Consider the following 16,468-nt stretch of genomic DNA (forward strand, 5'->3'; position numbering starts at 1 on the left):
AGGACCACCCCCACCATGGCCTCCACCAGCACCACCGCACCGGGGACACCGGCCGCGGACACAGCCGTCCCGCCAGGGCCCGCGATCAGCCTGGAGGGGGTGTTCAAGTCCTTCCGCTCCGGGTCCGGGACCGTCCACGCCGTCGACGGCGTGGACCTGGGCGTCGAGCGGGGCGAGTTCTTCTCCCTGCTGGGGCCCTCCGGCTGCGGCAAGACCACCACCATGCGGATGATCGCGGGCTTCGAGGAGCCCACCGCGGGCGTCGTCCGGCTCAACGGGCGCGACGTCACCGGGGTGCCCGCCAACCGGCGCGACGTCAACATGGTCTTCCAGAGCTACGCGCTGTTCCCGCACATGAGCGTCGCGGACAACGTGGCCTTCGGCCTGCGGCGCAGGCGGGTCGCCAAGGACGAGATCAGGCGCCGGGTCGGCGAGATGCTCGAACTGGTCGAGCTGGGGCACCGGGCCGGGCACCGCCCGTCCCGGCTCTCCGGCGGCCAGCAGCAGCGGGTGGCCCTGGCGCGCGCCCTGGTCAACCGGCCCGCCGCCCTGCTGCTCGACGAGCCCCTGGGCGCCCTGGACCTCAAGCTCCGCCAGACCATGCAGGTGGAGCTCAAGCGCATCCAGCGCGAGGTCGGCATCACCTTCGTCTACGTCACCCACGACCAGGGCGAGGCGCTGACCATGTCCGACCGCATCGCGGTGATGAACAACGGCCGGGTCGAGCAGCTGGGCACCCCGGCGCAGGTGTACGAGCGGCCGGCGACCCGCTTCGTCGCGGACTTCATCGGCACCGGCAACCTCGTCCGGGGCACGGTGCGCGGCGAGTCCGGCGGGGTGTGGCGGGTGGAGGTCGGCGACGGCGCCACCGCGCTGCTCGCCGAGCTGCCCGCGGCCCTGGCCTCGCAGGGCTCCGGCGCGGTCGGCTCCGAGGTGGACCTGATCGTGCGCCCGGAGAAGATCCGCCTCGGCACCGAGGCGCCCGGCGACGGTGTCAGCGCCGTCCCGGGGACCGTGGCCGAGACCGTCTACACCGGCGCGGCCACCCACTACCAGGTGGACATCGGGGGCGGCGGGACCGTCACGGTCCACCTCCAGAACTCCTCGGACTCCGCCCTGGCCGCCGACCGCGGCGACCGGGTGTGGCTGTCCTGGCCCGCCCGCCACTCGGCCGCACTGCCCGCCTGAGACCGCGGCCGGTCCACGGCCACGAGGGCGCCGGCCGCGACCGGCGCCGCCCACCCCCCGCACCCCGCCCCTCCCCCGGCGGACCACCGGACACCAAGGAACGACCATGAAGAACCGCTCGCGCGCCGGCCTCGACCCCGCACTCCTGCGCGGCCTCACCCGGGCCCGCCGCGGCCCGCTGGCGCCGTCCGGCCCGACCCGGCGGCGCACCCTCCAGGCGGGCGGCGCCGCCGCGGCCGCCCTGGCCCTGTCCGCGTGCGGGGTCGGGGGCCAGCAGCGCGACCCGGCCGCCGACGCGAACTTCTGGGAGGGCAGGGAGCGCACCGGGAGCCTGCGCTGGGCCAACTGGCCGCTGTACATGGACTCCGAGCGCACCCAGATCCAGCAGTTCACCGAGTCCACCGGGATCCGGGTGGAGTACAAGGAGGACGTGCAGGAGGCGGCGTCGTTCTTCGGGCAGATCCAGCCCAGGCTCGCCAACGAGGACGACCTGGGCTACGACCTGATCGTGCTGCCCAACGGGTTCGAGCTGGCCAAGCTCATCGAGCTCGGCTACCTGGTCCAGCTCGACCACGCGCGGCTGCCGAACTTCGCGGAGTACGCGGGCGAGATCTACCGGAACAGCGCCTTCGACCCGGGCAACAGGTACACGGTCCCCTACGCGTCGGGCATCACCGGCATCGCCTACAACCCGGAGTTCATCGACCGGGAGATCACCAGCATCCAGGACCTGTGGGACCCCGCGTTCGAGGGCAAGGTCGGGATGTTCTCCGACCCGCAGGAGATCGCCAACTTCGGGCTGCTGGCCACCGGCGCCACCCCGGCCGACTCCACCCCCGAGGACTGGGAGGCGGCGGCGGAGAAGCTGCGCGAGCAGCGCGACTCCGGCGTCGTGCGCGCCTACTACGACCAGGACTTCATCCAGCCGCTGACCAACGGCGACCTGTGGATCACCATGGCCTGGTCCGGCGACATCTACCAGCAGAACTCGGAGGAGGGGACGAACCTGGAGTTCGTCATCCCCGAGGAGGGCGCCACGCTGTGGACGGACAACCTCATGATCCCGTACACCACGCAGGCCCCGGTGGACGCGATCGAGCTGATGGACTTCCTGTACGAGCCGGAGGTCGCCACCGGCCTCACCGAGTACATCTCCTACATCTCCCCGGTGCCGCACGCCCAGGAGGTCATGCTGGAGTGGGCCGCCGCCGAGGGCGGCGGCGAGCGCGGCGAGGCGCTGGCCGCGATGGCGGAAAGCCCCCTGGTGTTCCCCACCGAGGCCGACTACCAGAACCTGCACAACTTCGTCGTCCTGCCGACCGGGGAGCAGGAGGGCTTCTCGTCCCTCTTCCAGGCCGTCACGCAGAGCTGACGCCGAGCGATCCCGAGAGTTCCCATGAGAAACCGCAAGCTGACGCCCTACGTGCTGGTGCTCCCGGCGTGGACCTGGCTGGCGCTGTTCTTCGTGGTCCCCATCGGGGGGATGCTGTCGCTGTCGCTGACCACGGGCAACGTGATCACCGGCTTCCAGCAGACCTTCGCGGTGGGCAACTACGCGGACGCCGTCGGGACCTACTGGGAGCAGATCCTGCGCTCCCTCCTCTACGGCGGCTGCGCCACCCTGGTGTGCATCGCCGTCGGCTACCCCGTGGCGTACTGGATCGCCTTCCGGGGAGGCGCCTACAAGTCCACGTACCTGCTGCTGCTCCTGCTGCCGTTCTTCGTGTCGTTCGTGCTGCGGACGATCTCGTGGCGGTTCTTCCTGTCCGACAACGGGGTGGTGCTGGGCACCTTCAAGGACCTGGGGCTGCTCCCGGACGGGTTCGCGGTGCTCAACACCGCGCCCGCCGTGGTCCTGGGCCTGGCCTACAACTTCCTGCCGTTCATGGTGCTGCCGATCTACGCGGTGCTGGAGCGGATGGACCCGCACCTGGTGGAGGCCTCGCACGACCTGTACGCGAACCGGGTGCGGGCGTTCGTGCACGTGGTCCTGCCGGTGTCGCTGCCGGGCGTGTTCGCGGGCGTGCTGATGACGTTCATCCCGACCAGCGCCGACTACGTCAACGCGTCGGTGCTGGGCGGCACCCACAACACGATGATCGGCAACGTCATCCAGACCCAGTACCTGGTCAACAACAACTACCCGATCGCCGCGTCGATCACCTTCGTGCTCATGGGGCTGCTGCTCGTCGGCATCTTCAGCTACGCCAGGGCCCTGGGCACGGAGCGGGTCATGGAGGTGCACACGTCGTGAGTGCCGCACTCGACACCGGGGACCGCGCGCAGGCGGTCCCGGCGCGGCCCCCCGGCCGGGCCCGGCGCCGGACCGACTGGGGCCGCTGGTACACGTGGGCCGTGCTGGCCTGGCTGTTCGCGCCGATCGCGTTCATGGTCGTGTTCAGCTTCAACGACCCGGCCGGGCGGCACAACATCACCTGGCAGGGGTTCACCCTCCACTGGTACGCCAACGCCTTCGCCTACCCCGACCTCAACGAGGCGATGTTCAACTCGGTGACCATCGCGCTGCTGACGATGGTGGTCGCCGGGGTCCTGGGCACCCTGCTGGGCCTGGCCCTGGGCCGGTTCGGCTTCCGCGGCAAGCAGCTCACCAACCTGGTGATGTTCGCGGCGATCAGCGCCCCGGAGGTGGTCCTGGGCGCCGCCCTGCTGTCGACGTTCCTCATGCTCAACGTCACCACCGGGTACTGGACGACGGTCGTCGCGCACGTGATGTTCTGCGTGTCGTTCGTCGCCATCACGGTGCGGGCCCGGGTGATCACCCTGGACCCGAGCCTGGAGGAGGCGGCCCGCGACCTGGGCGCCGGGCCGTGGACCACGTTCCGGCTGGTGACGCTGCCGATGCTGTTCCCGGCCGTGATGGCGGGCGGGCTGCTGGCATTCGCACTGTCCATCGACGACTACATCATCACCACGTTCGTGAGCGGCGACGTGAACACGTTCCCCCTGTGGATCTGGGGCGCCACGCGTGTCGGGATCCCCCCGCAGGTCAACGTCATGGGCACGCTGTTGTTCGCGGTCGGGCTCACCATGGCCGTCATCAACGTCGTCGCGGCCAGGCGCCGCGCCTGACACCGGCGCCCCGGGCCGCATCCGAGTCATCTCCCACCGACGGAAGTGTGTGATACCCATGGCCGAACCGGTCGGCGCGGGCGCCTGCGAGGCGCTGAGGGGCCTGCTGCCCCGGGTCTTCTGGCTCGACCCCGACGTGCCCGGACACGACGTCCCCGAGGCCGCCCCGGCGCTGGCGGGCGACGTGTTCGCCGACCTGGCCGTGGTCGGCGGCGGGTACAGCGGGCTGTGGACGGCGCTCCTGGCCAAGGAGCGCGACCCCGGCCGGGACGTGGTCCTGGTGGAGGCGCGCACCGCCGGGTGGGCGGCGTCCGGGCGCAACGGCGGGTTCTGCGCGGCCAGCCTCACCCACGGGTACGACAACGGCGCCGAGCGGTGGCCGGGGGAGGTCGCGGAGCTGGAGCGCCAGGGGCGCGCCAACCTCGACGCCATCGGCGAGGCGGTGGAGCGGTACGGGATCGACTGCGGGTTCGAGCGCACCGGCGAGCTGCTGGTGGCCACCGAGCCCTGGCAGGCCGAGGGGTTCGGGGAGTACGCGCGGGCGATGGAGGCGCTGGGGTACCGGGCGCGGGTGTGGGACGCGGAGCGGACCCGGGCCGAGGTGTCCTCGCCGACCTACCAGGGCGCGCTGTACGAGCCCGACGGGGTGGCGATGGTGCACCCGGCCAAGCTGGCGTGGGGGCTGCGGGAGGCGTGCCTGCGGCTGGGGGTGCGGATCTTCGAGAACACCCCCGTGCGGGCGATCCGGTCGGCCCCCGCGGGGCTGCGGCTGGAGTCGCGCGGCGGGTCGGTGCACGCGCCGCGGGTCGCCTGGGGCACCGGGGCGTTCCCCGGGCCGCTGCGGCGGCTGCGGCACTACCTGGCCCCGGTGTACGACTACGCGCTGGTGACCGAGCCGCTGAGCGGGGCGCAGAGGGAGGCGCTGGGGTGGCGGGGGCGCCAGGGGCTCTCGGACGCGGCGAACCTCTTCCACTACTACCGGCTGACGGCGGACGACCGGATCCTGTGGGGCGGGTACGACGTCGTCCACCACTACGGCGGCGCGGTGCGGCCGGAGTACGACCAGCGGCCCGAGACCTTCCGGCGGCTGGCCGAGCACTTCTTCACGACGTTCCCGCAGCTGGAGGGCGTGCGCTTCACGCACGGCTGGGGCGGGGTGATCGACACGTGCAGCCGGTTCTCGGCGTTCTTCGGGACCGGGTACGGGGGCAGGCTGGCCTACGCCGCCGGGTACACGGGGCTGGGCGTGGGGGCGACGCGGTTCGGCGCGCAGGTGATGCTGGACCGGCTCGACGGGCTGGACACCGAGCGGACCCGGCTGCGGATGGTGCGGGAGAAGCCGCTGCCGTTCCCGCCCGAGCCGGTGCGCTCGGCGGGCATCGGGCTGACCCTGCGGGCCACCGCCGCCGCGGACCGCAACGGCGGGCGGCGCAACCTGTGGCTGCGGAGCCTGGACGCGCTGGGCATGGGTTTCGACAGCTGACGTTTCGCGGCGGTCCGCGCGCCGTGTCGGAAAAGGGTTGCTAGGACCGGGTAAGGGATTGCCCGGGGCGGCGCGGCGAGCGCGCCGCTCCCCCGCGGTGGGCAAGGATGGAGCCGGTCACGGGAGGCTCCTCCCGTGTCCTCCCCCGTGGTCCACCGCGTGGCCGCCCACCGGCCCGACACACCAGGCCGCGCGGTGTCGGTCCGCCCCGGCCCGGGTACGCCCGGGCCGGGGCACCGGCGAGAGGTGCCCACGGACCGGGGCACCGGCGAGAGGTGCCGCACGGGCCTCCCGGGGCGGGGCCGGGGCCGGTCAGTAGCCGCGCCAGGCGCCCTGGTGGTAGGCGATGATGCGCGGGTGCATGAGCGTGGACGCCGCGACGTCCCCGTCCTCGCGACGGTCCCGCGGGAACACCTGGGCGGCCTCCAGCAGGGCCGCGTCCAGGAACCGCAGCGGCGGTGCGTCCTGCGGAAGCCGCAGCTCGGGCGCGCCGTCCAGGGACGTCAGGTAGAAGCCCCAGTTCCCGAACGACGGCACGTCCACGTTGTAGGGCGTCCCGGGCAGGCCCGCCTCCTCCAGGGAGCGGCCCACGCTCCAGTAGGCGTCCGGGGCGAAGAACGGCGACCCGGCCTGCACCACCATCCGCCCGTCGTCGGCCAGGGAGTGGCGCGCCAGGGAGTAGAACTCCACCGAGTACAGCTTGGAGGGGCCCACGTCCTGGCCGTCGGGCAGGTCGGCGACGATCACGTCGAAGTCGCCGCGGTTGTCGCGCAGCCACTGGAAGGCGTCGGTGTTGACCACCTCCACCCGCGGGTCCTCGAAGGAGTCCCCGTTGAGCCCGGTGATGACCGGCTCGGTGGAGGCCAGCTCGATCACCGCCGGGTCCAGGTCCACCAGCGTCACCGCCTCCACGTCGTCGTAGGCGAGGATCTCGCGCAGCGCCAGCCCGTCGCCGCCGCCCAGCACCAGGACGTTCTCGTGCGGCCCGGCCATCGCCGGGTGGACCAGCGACTCGTGGTAGCGGTACTCGTCCAGGGTGGAGAACTGGAGGTCGCCGTTGAGGAACAGCCGCACGTCCCGGCCGTCGATCGAGCGGGTGAGCACGATCTCCTGGTAGGCGGTCCGCTCGGCGTGCACGATCGGGTCGCGGTACATGGCCTGGCGGGCGTCCACCTCGAACCGGTCGGCGTACAGGTAGGCCAGGCCCAGGACGGCGACGATGGCGACGAGGCCGGCGGCGAGCCCCGCGTACGCGCGGCGGGACAGCTCGGCGCGGAACAGCCACAGCACCACGGCCACGCCCACCACCGCGTTGAGCGCGCCCACCGCCAGGGCGCCCTTGGGCAGCCCCAGCAGCGGCAGCAGCAGGAACGGGAACGCCAGGCCGCCGATGAGGCCGCCCACGTAGTCGGCGGCGAAGAGGTCGGCGACCGCCTCCGACGCCTCCTGCCTGCGGATGCGCTGGATGAGCGTCATCAGCAGGGGGATCTCCATGCCGATGAGCACGCCGATGACGAACGCCAGGAAGACCAGGGCGGGCTGGTAGGCGGAGAACCACGCGAAGGCGCCGTACAGCAGCAGGACCGACAGGCCGCCGACCAGCGACAGCAGGCCCTCGATGACCGCGAACGACACCGCGGGGCTGCCCTGGAACCGCTTGGACAGCAGCGACCCGATGCCCATGGCGAACACCATCACGGACAGGACCACCGACGCCTGGGTAATGGTGTCGCCCAGCAGGTAGCTGCCGATGGCGACCAGGGCCAGTTCGTAGACCAGGCCGCAGGCGGCGCACACGAACACCGCGGTGAGCACGAGGAACCGGGCCACCCGCGGCGGCACCGGAAGTCGGGCCCGCTGCGGGGCCGGTGACTCGATCACGATGGGGTGCTGCTTTCTGTGCTGTGGCGGGCCGCGCGGCCCGCCGCCACCGCCGGGCGGTCCAGGGCCGCGGGCCCCCGGTGCGTCGGTGGGCCCGCCGGGAGGGGCTCCGCCGCGCCCGCGGGTCGCGAGCGCGGCGGAACCGGGGTCAGGTGAGGGCCGCGGCCACGACGGCGGCGATCGCCAGGTGGGCGGAGGCGCTCACCCACGTGGCCGGGTGCGGCTCGGGGTTGCTGATCATGTGGGCGATCTTGGCCGGGATGATCAGGTCGATGAGCAGGAACGACAGGGCCATGACGCCGAGGCCGATCAGCCCGTACACGGCGGTCGACAGGAGCCCGGCGCCCAGGCCGATCTCCGAGTCGCTGGAGAGGATGGCCGTGGTGACGACGACGGCCGCGCCCAGGGTGTTGGCCGACACCAGGATGACCGCGTTGGGGTTGCGCTCCTCCCAGATGAGCTTGTGCAGCTTGCCCGGGGTGAGCAGGTCGATGAGCAGGTAGCCCACCGCGAGGATCACCACGCCGACCCCGGCGTAGGCGAGGGCCGCGAGGCTGTTGAAGAGGATCTCGTTCATGGTCCAGGTCTCGTTAGGGGAAGGGGTGTGTGGTCGGGTGGGTCACTTGCCGAAGCCGGTGCCGCCGCCGCGGAAGCCGCTTCCGCTGCCGCTGCTGCCACCGCTGCTGCTGCTGTTGTTGTCGTTGTAGCCGCTACTCGAACCGCCCGAGCCGCCGAACCCGCCGAAGAAGAAGAATCCGCCGCCGCCGCCGCCGGAGGAGGAGCCGGACGAGCGCTCGCACTCGTCGTCGTCATAGGCCGGGTCGGACACGTAGTCGTCGTCGGGGCAGTAGGCGTTGTTGGAATTGTTGCTGTTGGAGCAGGCCGCCAACAGGATGAGCAGCAGCACGATACCGCCGAGCACCACGAAGAGGGTGACGACGACGTTCCTGCCGTTCTCCGGCTGTGCGTGTCCGTTGTTGTAACTCATGGGTTGTCTCCGCGGGGGTGGGCGTACACGGTGGAGTGCGTGGTCACGAGTTCCCCGCTCTGGGGGTAGGCGTGCCAGGTGCGCCAGTGGAGCGGGCCCCCGTCGCCGCATGCGCCATCGAGGTTCAGGTGCAGCGCGGTCACAGCCAACGGGTCACCGGGGAAGGCGACGAGGAGGCCGCCGGGGTCGTCGGCGACCTCACGGTGGAGGTGGTCCACCCGGCGGGCGAGTTCGGTGCGGGTGAGGGTCTCCACCTGCGAGTCGAACCGGTACCGGCCCCCGCCGTGGGGGCGTTCGGCGCTGCCCGGGAGGGCGCCGTCCACCCCGGGCAGGCAGGCCACGGTCTCCACCAGGGCGCCGTCCGCCGACGCGACGGCGACCTGGTGGGAGGCGCCGAGGACGCGCAGCTCGACCCCGGTGCCGCCGACCCGCAGGGAGCGGACGGCGAGGGGTTCGAGCAGCGGGTGTCCCAGTGCCCAGACCAGGTCGTCGGCGCAGGTGTCGACGAAGGGCGCGCTGATGCCGACTCGCATGGGGTGGATCAGCTCCCGGGGTAGATGGTGAAGGTTCCCTCGGCGACCTTGGCGCCGGTGCTGGCCTCCCAGGGTCCGTGGTCGAAGCGCTCGAAGGAGAGCAGGGAGCCGTCGCGGGCCTCGTAGTCGGCGTAGTCGAAGCCGCCCTGCGCCTTGAGGCCGGTGGTGCCCTCGGAGCGGTAGGAGCCGCTGCCCTTCTCGTCGAGGTGGTAGGTGGTGCCCTCCAGCTCGATGGTCTTGCCGTGGGGGGTCAGGTCCAGGTCGGGACGGCCGGTCCACAGGGCCATCTCCAGGTCGGGGTCCTCCTCGGTGGAGAGCCAGCGCTTGCCGCCCTCGACCTCCAGGAAGTGTTCGGCCCAGACGTAGCCGCCCTGGGACAGGCGGAGCGTGCCGCGGATCCAGGTGCGCTCGGTGCCCCAGTCGATCATGTCCCCGGCCTTGAGGGTGCGGGGGTCGCCGGAGGTGCTGTCACCGTTGTTCGCGAAGGGGTCGTGGGGGGCGGCGGGCGGGGGTGGGGGCGGAGTGCTGCTGCGCCGCGCGGCACGTACCGCGTAGACGACGGCGACGAGCGCCACCGCAAGGGCGACGATCACCAGGAGCACGAGTTCGATGGCCACTGTTCCTCGTTTCGCGTGGGGGGAGCCTCGTCGGCGGCCCTACCCCGGGCCGGGCAATCCTACTGCCAGGTCAGACGTCCGGACCGGGCGGGAGGTTCCGCACAATTCAGGACGAAAGCACTGGGGCCGCCCGCGCGCCTGCGCGCGGGCGGCCCCCGGTCCGGCCGTCCGCCCTACTCGGCGGCGGGGTCGCCGGTCTCGACCGGGAGGGAGTCGTCCGCCCCCCACAGGCTCCACGAACCGGGGTACAGGCGCGGGGCGGTGTAGCCCGCGTGCTCCAGGGCCAGCAGGTCGTGGCAGGCGGTCACGCCGGAGCCGCAGTAGGCGGTGACGGTGACGGCGTCGTCGGCGCCCAGGGCGGCGAACCGCGCGCGCAGGGCCGCGGGCGGGGCCAGCAGGCCGTCGGGGCCGAGGTTGCCGGTCCACTCGGCGCTGCGCGCGCCGGGGATGTGGCCGGGGCGGGCGTCCACCGGGGCGGGCGCCTCCCCGGTGTAGCGGCCGTGGGCGCGGGCGTCCAGGACCAGCTGGCCCGGCTCCCGCGCGGCGGCCCGCACGGTGTCGGTGTGCACGACCCGGTCGGCGGGCCAGTGCTGGGGGGTGCGGTGCGCGGGCTCGGGGGTGTGCTCCCCCTCCTCCAGCGGTCCCGTCCAGGTGCCGAGGCCGCCGTCGAGGAAGGCGGCGGGGGTGCCCAGCACCCGGAGCATCCACACCAGGCGGGCGGCGACCGAGCCGCCGGCGTCGTCGTAGACGACCACCCGGGAGTGGTCGCCAATGCCCAGGCGGCCCAGGGCGCGGGCGAAGTCGGCGGCGGCGGGCAGCGGGTGGCGTCCGCCCTCGGGGCTCGCCGGGGCGGCCAGGTCGGCGTCGACGTCGGCGAACACCGCCCCGGGGAGGTGGCCGGCGAGGTAGGCGTCGCGGCCGGAGCGGCCGTCCAGGTACCAGCGGGAGTCGACCACGACCACGCGGTCGAGGTTCGCGCGGAGCCAGTCGGCCGAAACGGCCACCGGCAGGGGAAGGGGCTCTGACATGGCCCCAGGGTAGCGCCGGGTCACACCCGGGTCACGGGATCTCGGGGTCCCGGTCCAGCCGGTGCACGTGCAGGATCCACCACAGGCCCAGGGCGGGCAGGACCAGCGGGATGAAGAGGTAGCCGCTGCCGAAGCCGGACCAGACGGTGTCCTCGGGGAAGGCCGAGGGGAACAGCAGGCCAGCGGCGCCCACGGCCAGGACGCCGACCATCTCGACGCTGCACGAGACCAGGGCGATCCGCCGGGAGGTGCGCCCGGCGCGGGCCAGGCCGACGGCGGCGACGAGGTAGACGACGCCCGCGAACACCGACAGGAGGTAGGCGACCGGCGCCTCCTCGAACTTCGTGGCCAGCTGGTAGACGCCGCGGGCGGTGGCGGCCAGGGCGAAGACGCCGTAGACGGCGACCAGCAGGCGGCCGGGGCCGGTGCGCAGGGTCTTGGCGGTCACGGGCCCGGGTTCCCGGGCCGGGGCCGGGGCCGGTACCGAAGAGGAGTCAGGGGTGGGAGCGGAGTCAGGCAACGGGGCTCCAGAGCTGTTCGAGGCGGACGAACAGGACGGGCAGGATCAGGCAGGCGAACGCGATGACGGCCGGGCCCCACTTGCTGCGCTCCATGAACCCCCACACGGCGCAGGCGGGCGGGAGCAGGACGACGGTGGCCAGGTAGGAGACGAACATGGCGGTCTCGGCGGGGGTGTCCCCGCCGACCATCGTGGCGACGGTGGCCACGGCCTGGCCGATCACCAGGAGCCACAGAACGCCCATTCCGACCAGGTGCGGAACCAGCATGGGCTGGTCGCGGAAGGTGGAGACGAGGCACCAGCCGGCCATCGCCAGGGAAACCATCTGAATGGTCATGGTCAGCCACTCGACCATGCCGTCTCCTCCCACCGGTCCCGTCCGCCCAGGTCGGCGACGCGTCTACGACACACGGTAGTACGTTTGCCGGACCGCCCCGCACGGCCCCCGTCGTCGGCCGCCGGGGGCGTCCGGTACGGGCGCCCCCGGTGTTCCCGGTGTAGAGGGGTCAGCGGCGTACAACCCTGGCGATGGTCTCGGCGTACCGGTCGGCGTCCTCGTCGGTGCGGGCCCACATGATGGGCGTCCCGCCCGCCTTGGGGCGCAGGTGCCATATCGCGCCCCCGGCGTGGTCACCGGGACGCAGGGGCGTGAAGGAGATGTCGGGGTGCTCGGAGGCGAGGGCGTGGGCGGCCATGGAACTCACCGTAGCTGGCTGCGGGTGATAGCAGCCCCGGTTCTGCGGTGGATGTGCGCCAGGTGCGGGGCGGACGGCAACGCCGGGGGACGGCCCCTGTGCCGGAGCTGTGGGAACAGGAGGCCGTCCCGACCCGACCGGTTCCGCAGAGCGAGGCGGACGTGGTGTTCGCGACCGGCGACGTCGACCCCGGCGACGACCTGGTCCCCGGGGTTCCGGCCGTGGCGGCGGGCGACGCGTACGGTATCGGCCACCGCGTCTGGACCTCGGGGATCGGCGTCCTCGGCGCGGAGCGGACCATCGAGGGCGTACGCGGATTCCTGGTCTGGCCGGAGCCGAACAGCGGCCGTGACGTTACCCTTTCCCTTCCTTAACGGGCGAAGAGAGCAATGATGACTGACCAACTGAACACGGAGGCGTCCCCGGGCTGCGCGGTGCGGGCCCGGGGCGTCATCTCCTACTGCGTCTTCGTGGCCTCCTCGGTTCCGGCGCTTCTCCTGGGAGTACTGGGTGGGATGGGCCCCGTGGACGCCCTCCGACTCTTCCTGGTCCTGCTGGTACTGGGGCTGGTGGTGCTGTGGATCGTGGTCAAGCCGCTGAGTGCCCTCGGCCGGTGGCTGAGCGGCAGGGTGGGCGGGCACCGCGTCCTCTGGGCGCTGTTCGCCACGGCACCGCTGCTCGCGGCGGTGCTCACCCCGCTCTGGCTGCTCTGGGAGCAGGACGCGGCCAGGGGCATGTCCTTCCTCGTTCTGGTGCTCCTGCTGCCGACGACCGCCGCCTACGCGGCGCTGCGCCCCGTGGGGCTGCGGCGCTCCCGCCTGGGCAGCACGGCTGGACGGGCGGCGGGCGCCGCCGCGCTGGTCGCACTGGACCTGGAGGACGCCCCGGTCATCGGCGACGGCCCCGCGGCGCGGCAGACGGGGCGCGTCCAGCAGCGGGACCGGCGGGTCCTTGCCGCCGTACTCGTATCGGACGGAGACCGGGGGCGGGTCCTCCACCGGGAACGCACCCCGAAGCTGTGGAGCGCGGCCGTCGTCGGCGCCGCGGCTGCGGGGTTCACGCTGATGTTCGTGAGTTCCGACCCCGAGGACTACGGCATCGCCCTGTTCCTCAGCCTGCTCTTCTTGGTGCTGTTCGTGCTGCCGCTGCTGGCCTCCCCGTTCCTCAAGTTCCTGAACAAGCGCATCCGACTCACCGACCGCACCCTGCGGGTGGGCCGCCACGCGGTGGGGCTGGACCGCCTCCTGCCGGAGACGGCCGCCGTGGAACCGCACCCCCGTTCCGCCGACCGCCTCAGGCAGACCGTCCAGCTGGGCGGAGCGGCGGGCGGCAGCACACCCGTGGGCTACACCCCGGTGAGCGTGCGGACCCGCGCGGGCGACCTGTTGGGCATGGACTCCCGCCGACCGGAGGAACTGGTCCGTGCCCTGCACGGTCTCGCCGCCCACGGGAATCCCCAGCACCACCTAGGACACCCGGGCCACGGCTGAGGCGACCGGGACCCCTTCTCAGAGGTCATCTCATTCGGGTTCTCGGGGGCCTGTTCCTGCGCCGATGGTGGAGCGGCCGGTGCCGGACGCTGAGCCAAGCCGGTGGAGAGTGGAGAGGGGCGCAGTGAGGTGGGAAAGGCGGTACGTCTGGTCCGCTGCGGTGGGGAAGTGGGGAGAGGTCGGATGAGCCGGTGGCCGTTGGGCCGTGGTTCGCCGGTGGCCCGGCGGCGGGTGCCGCGATAGCGCACCACGCGGCTGGGATCTCGGGGCGGTGTCTGAGTCGATCGTCCATCGAATCGTGACGGTCGTTCGGCAGCCACCAGTCGAGTTCACCAAAGCACGTCAGCGAAAGACCAGAGCGGGCCATCAATGCTTCCTCGTCGTCCGCTGCCCGGAGTACAGTGGCCGTGGGAAACGTCATCAGGACGTAGAACGGCCCCGGTCTGTTGACCGGGGCCGTTTCTCGTCGGGTTCAGAACTGGTCGGACCCGGTCACCTGACCGATCGGGAACGAGTGTCGGGATGCCGCGCAGATCGTCTCCAGGGCGTGTATCGGAACATCCTCGGTGGAGTAGCTGACGCGGAGCACCTGCACCACCCACTCGCCGGGGATGTCGAGCAGGTCCGCCTCATACGGGGTGGCGGGCCGCGCGGTCAGAGTCTCGACGGCGTGCCCGAACACGTGCCCCATGTCCTCGATGGCGGCCTGGAGGGTGGGAAGCACGAACCCCTCCCCGTCCAAGCGGGTGTTCTCGCCGACGTCCACACGGAAATAGGACGTGCTGATCCGGACCGGAACCCCGTTGGCCCAGAACATCTTCCGGCGAGCGATCACCGAGGCGCCGGGTTCCACACGCAGTCCCAGGCCGACATGCTCGTTCGCGGGCTCCTGCCCCACGAACAGCATCTTCCTCTCCGGGGTGAGCCCCTGCTGTTCGGCCTCGGTGAGGTAGAGCGACTTCGACCCGCGGGTGCTCGGCGGCGTCGGCAGCGCCCGCTGCACGAGGACACGCGGCCGTGGCTCCACCGGCCCGACCGGCGCCTTGTGGTCCGGCGCGTCCGTACCGGCCTTCTTCATCTGGGAGACCCGGCCGGGCGATACCCCGAGGTGTCGGGCGATGTCCTCCTGAAGCATGCCGCCCTGCTGGGCGTCGATGATCGCGGACCGGCGGATCCGGGAGAGCTCGACGCTCTGTCCTTGCAGGGTGGTCATAGCAGCGGACGCCGCGCGGGCTCTTTCGAGCGGGTCGGGCATGGCGGCGATGTCATGCAATGTCCGTGCATCCATGGCGAATCCTCAGGTCGGGTGCTCCACTGCGGACTTTAGCCCCCCTATTGCGCCACGCGCCAGTGGGGGTTACTGTCGTCACACGTAAGGGTTTACCCCCTATAAAGTCAGCGGTCGAGTGCTGACCCATAGGTGGTGGAGCGGTTGGCGGTCACGCTTCCAGTGTGCCGTAGGCCGGTCGGCCCGAGCGTGGCACCGTGCGGCCTGGCTTCGGCGGTCGCGGCCGCACGGTGTTCGTCCTGATGACGTAGTGCGCCGGGCTTCCCACCTGGCATCCCGTACCGGAGGTTTGCGCATGACGCGCTACCTGAACCCGTCCCAGCTCTTCGAGGTGAGGGCCCTCGCGGTCTCCTCGCTTCCCCGCAGGCGGCCCCGCCGGGCCGCGCGTGTGCGCCGCTTCGCGCCCGCGGGCCGACACCACCGCTCGACCAGCACCGGCCCCGGCCGTGCGCCCCGCCCCGCACACCCCGCGCACACCGCGCGCCCGATGCCCCCGGTGTGGGCCGTGCACCCGATGCCCTCGGTGCTCCCGGCCCGCCCCGCGCACCCGGCCCGCCCGGTGCACCTGGTGCTCCCCGTGCGCTCCGCGCACCCGGAGCGGCCGAGGCCCTCGCTGTCACCGGAGCGGCCGATGCCCTCAGCGCGTCCGGTGCCGCCGGTCAGCGCCGTGCGGCCGGGCCGCGAGGTCCTGTTCCGGGCCTTGGTGGGGTTGGAGAACCTGGGGGTGTCCGCATGAGTGCCGACCACACCCTGGACCTGTGCGGGGACCGTTCCCTGGACCAGCGCGGACGCCCCCGCATGTGCTGGCTCGACCCCGGCCACACCACCCATCACGCCGACTACCTCGGCAACCTCTGGGAAGACCGCGCCGCGATCCTGCACCGCCTGCGCACCCGGTGGGGGCACTCCCACCAGATCAGCGTCACCGACACCGGCCTGTGGAAAGCCGTCGCCCTGGACCCGGGCGCCCGCTGGGCCACCGAAGTCGAATACACCCCCGCCCAACTCGTCCACCGCCTCCGAACCCGACGCGTACCCACCCCGCTCCGGCTCTCCTGACCCACCCGACCCCGGCCCGGAGTGCGCACCCTGGGCCGACCCCCTGCGGGGCCGCCGGGCACACACGGCGGCCCCGCACCCCCGACCAACCTGGAGGACACGATGGCGACCCTGACAACCCCCACCACCGCCCCGCCCATCGCCGCAGAGGAGGAGACCTGCGGCATGTGCAACGGCACCCGCGGCACCTGGGAGACCGGAGACGGCGCGTCCCCCGGGAAGTCCTTGCGCCGGTGGGTGCCCTGCACCGGCTGCAACGGCACCGGCAAGGTCGGCAAGTGACCGGGCAGAACGAGGGCATGCCCCTCGACTACTCCCCCCTCGCACTTCAGCTCGTCGACGCACTGCTCGAACTGGGCACCCCCGCCCACATCGCCAACGCCTTCGCCCGGGTGCCCCGGCACCGGTTCCTTCCCCGCATCTTCCGGGGTGAGGACCGTACCCGCTACGACCGGGACACCGACCCGGCCGCATGGCTGGCCGCCGCCTACACCGACCAGCCCTCACCACCCAGACCGACGACGGAGGCGCTGGCGGGATGGGCGTGCCCACCTCCTCCTCCAGCGCCCCCGCGGTGATGGCCCGCATGCTCACCGCCGCGGACCTGC

21 protein-coding genes are annotated in these 16,468 nt (G+C 72.5%); 11 read left to right on the forward strand and 10 right to left on the reverse strand.

The features are described from left to right. Nucleotides 1–15 precede the first annotated feature (15 nt). The 5 genes from BUE45_RS25635 to BUE45_RS25655 all read left to right on the forward strand — a co-directional run bounded on the left by BUE45_RS25635 (nt 16) and on the right by BUE45_RS25655 (nt 5,761). The gene (locus BUE45_RS25635; RefSeq protein ID WP_073382793.1) at nt 16–1,188 is read left to right on the forward strand and encodes an ABC transporter ATP-binding protein; all 1,173 of its coding nucleotides are present in this window, start codon (nt 16–18) and stop codon (nt 1,186–1,188) included. 106 nt (nt 1,189–1,294) lie between these two features. After that, nucleotides 1,295–2,560, forward strand: a complete 1,266-nt coding sequence (locus tag BUE45_RS25640) for a polyamine ABC transporter substrate-binding protein (RefSeq protein ID WP_084737849.1) — start codon at nt 1,295–1,297, stop codon at nt 2,558–2,560. A 24-nt stretch (nt 2,561–2,584) separates the two neighbouring features. Then, nucleotides 2,585–3,442 (forward strand): ABC transporter permease, encoded by an 858-nt coding sequence (locus BUE45_RS25645; protein ID WP_073382796.1) that lies wholly within the window; start codon nt 2,585–2,587, stop codon nt 3,440–3,442. Next, nucleotides 3,439–4,278, forward strand: a complete 840-nt coding sequence (locus BUE45_RS25650; protein ID WP_073382798.1) for an ABC transporter permease — start codon at nt 3,439–3,441, stop codon at nt 4,276–4,278. The genes BUE45_RS25645 and BUE45_RS25650 overlap by 4 nt, the downstream gene beginning before the upstream one ends. A 58-nt stretch (nt 4,279–4,336) precedes the next feature. After that, nucleotides 4,337–5,761: an NAD(P)/FAD-dependent oxidoreductase gene (locus BUE45_RS25655; protein ID WP_073382801.1), complete on the forward strand. Its 1,425-nt coding sequence runs from the start codon at nt 4,337–4,339 to the stop codon at nt 5,759–5,761. A gap of 312 nt (nt 5,762–6,073) precedes the next feature. On the opposite strand, the gene BUE45_RS25660 is transcribed toward BUE45_RS25655, so the two are convergent. From BUE45_RS25660 to BUE45_RS25700, 9 genes are all read right to left on the reverse strand, one after another. Beyond that, nucleotides 6,074–7,642 carry a polyamine aminopropyltransferase gene (locus BUE45_RS25660; RefSeq protein WP_073382803.1) on the reverse strand — a complete coding sequence of 523 codons (1,569 nt, stop codon included), beginning with the start codon at nt 7,640–7,642 and terminating at the stop codon, nt 6,074–6,076. Nucleotides 7,643–7,790: 148 nt separating this feature from the next. Then, a complete protein-coding gene (locus BUE45_RS25665) occupies nt 7,791–8,219 on the reverse strand; it encodes a DUF350 domain-containing protein (RefSeq protein WP_073382806.1) in 429 nt (142 codons plus the stop codon). A gap of 42 nt (nt 8,220–8,261) precedes the next feature. Next, complete coding sequence (locus BUE45_RS25670; protein ID WP_073382809.1) at nt 8,262–8,630, reverse strand: hypothetical protein; 369 nt, start codon at nt 8,628–8,630, stop codon at nt 8,262–8,264. Then, entirely contained in the window at nt 8,627–9,163 is a 537-nt protein-coding gene (locus BUE45_RS25675; RefSeq protein ID WP_073382811.1) for a DUF2617 family protein, read from the reverse strand. The genes BUE45_RS25670 and BUE45_RS25675 overlap by 4 nt, the downstream gene beginning before the upstream one ends. Nucleotides 9,164–9,171: 8 nt before the next feature. After that, a complete protein-coding gene (locus tag BUE45_RS25680) occupies nt 9,172–9,780 on the reverse strand; it encodes a DUF4178 domain-containing protein (RefSeq protein ID WP_073382814.1) in 609 nt (202 codons plus the stop codon). A gap of 173 nt (nt 9,781–9,953) precedes the next feature. Next, on the reverse strand, nt 9,954–10,808 hold the full coding sequence (locus tag BUE45_RS25685) for a sulfurtransferase (RefSeq protein ID WP_073382816.1): 855 nt from the start codon (nt 10,806–10,808) through the stop codon (nt 9,954–9,956). Nucleotides 10,809–10,839: 31 nt separating this feature from the next. After that, nucleotides 10,840–11,256, reverse strand: coding sequence for a hypothetical protein (locus BUE45_RS25690; protein ID WP_073382819.1), 417 nt, complete (start codon nt 11,254–11,256; stop codon nt 10,840–10,842). Nucleotides 11,257–11,320: 64 nt separating this feature from the next. Next, nucleotides 11,321–11,683, reverse strand: a complete 363-nt coding sequence (locus tag BUE45_RS25695; protein WP_073382821.1) for a hypothetical protein — start codon at nt 11,681–11,683, stop codon at nt 11,321–11,323. Between the two features lie 151 nt (nt 11,684–11,834). Continuing rightward, nucleotides 11,835–12,023: a hypothetical protein gene (locus BUE45_RS25700; protein ID WP_073382824.1), complete on the reverse strand. Its 189-nt coding sequence runs from the start codon at nt 12,021–12,023 to the stop codon at nt 11,835–11,837. 98 nt (nt 12,024–12,121) lie between these two features. Between BUE45_RS25700 and BUE45_RS25705 the strand changes: the two genes are divergently transcribed. Continuing rightward, nucleotides 12,122–12,397: a hypothetical protein gene (locus BUE45_RS25705; RefSeq protein ID WP_073382826.1), complete on the forward strand. Its 276-nt coding sequence runs from the start codon at nt 12,122–12,124 to the stop codon at nt 12,395–12,397. An 18-nt stretch (nt 12,398–12,415) separates the two neighbouring features. Continuing rightward, nucleotides 12,416–13,513: a hypothetical protein gene (locus BUE45_RS25710; RefSeq protein WP_143173481.1), complete on the forward strand. Its 1,098-nt coding sequence runs from the start codon at nt 12,416–12,418 to the stop codon at nt 13,511–13,513. Nucleotides 13,514–13,985: 472 nt separating this feature from the next. Here the strand turns inward: BUE45_RS25710 and BUE45_RS25715 are convergent, their stop codons facing one another. Then, nucleotides 13,986–14,801, reverse strand: coding sequence for a GntR family transcriptional regulator (locus BUE45_RS25715; RefSeq protein ID WP_073382832.1), 816 nt, complete (start codon nt 14,799–14,801; stop codon nt 13,986–13,988). Between the two features lie 295 nt (nt 14,802–15,096). On the opposite strand from BUE45_RS25715, the gene BUE45_RS32720 reads away from it, so the two are divergent. The 4 genes from BUE45_RS32720 to BUE45_RS25735 all read left to right on the forward strand — a co-directional run bounded on the left by BUE45_RS32720 (nt 15,097) and on the right by BUE45_RS25735 (nt 16,438). Next, nucleotides 15,097–15,537 carry a hypothetical protein gene (locus tag BUE45_RS32720; protein ID WP_073382834.1) on the forward strand — a complete coding sequence of 147 codons (441 nt, stop codon included), beginning with the start codon at nt 15,097–15,099 and terminating at the stop codon, nt 15,535–15,537. Continuing rightward, nucleotides 15,534–15,860 (forward strand): hypothetical protein, encoded by a 327-nt coding sequence (locus BUE45_RS32725; protein ID WP_073382837.1) that lies wholly within the window; start codon nt 15,534–15,536, stop codon nt 15,858–15,860. The genes BUE45_RS32720 and BUE45_RS32725 overlap by 4 nt, the downstream gene beginning before the upstream one ends. A 102-nt stretch (nt 15,861–15,962) precedes the next feature. Then, nucleotides 15,963–16,142 carry a hypothetical protein gene (locus BUE45_RS25730; RefSeq protein WP_073382840.1) on the forward strand — a complete coding sequence of 60 codons (180 nt, stop codon included), beginning with the start codon at nt 15,963–15,965 and terminating at the stop codon, nt 16,140–16,142. Further along, nucleotides 16,139–16,438, forward strand: a complete 300-nt coding sequence (locus BUE45_RS25735) for a hypothetical protein (RefSeq protein ID WP_073382842.1) — start codon at nt 16,139–16,141, stop codon at nt 16,436–16,438. The genes BUE45_RS25730 and BUE45_RS25735 overlap by 4 nt, the downstream gene beginning before the upstream one ends. Nucleotides 16,439–16,468 lie beyond the last annotated feature (30 nt).

The organism is Nocardiopsis flavescens, from assembly GCF_900141985.1.
Classification (GTDB): Bacteria; Actinomycetota; Actinomycetes; order Streptosporangiales; family Streptosporangiaceae; genus Nocardiopsis; species Nocardiopsis flavescens.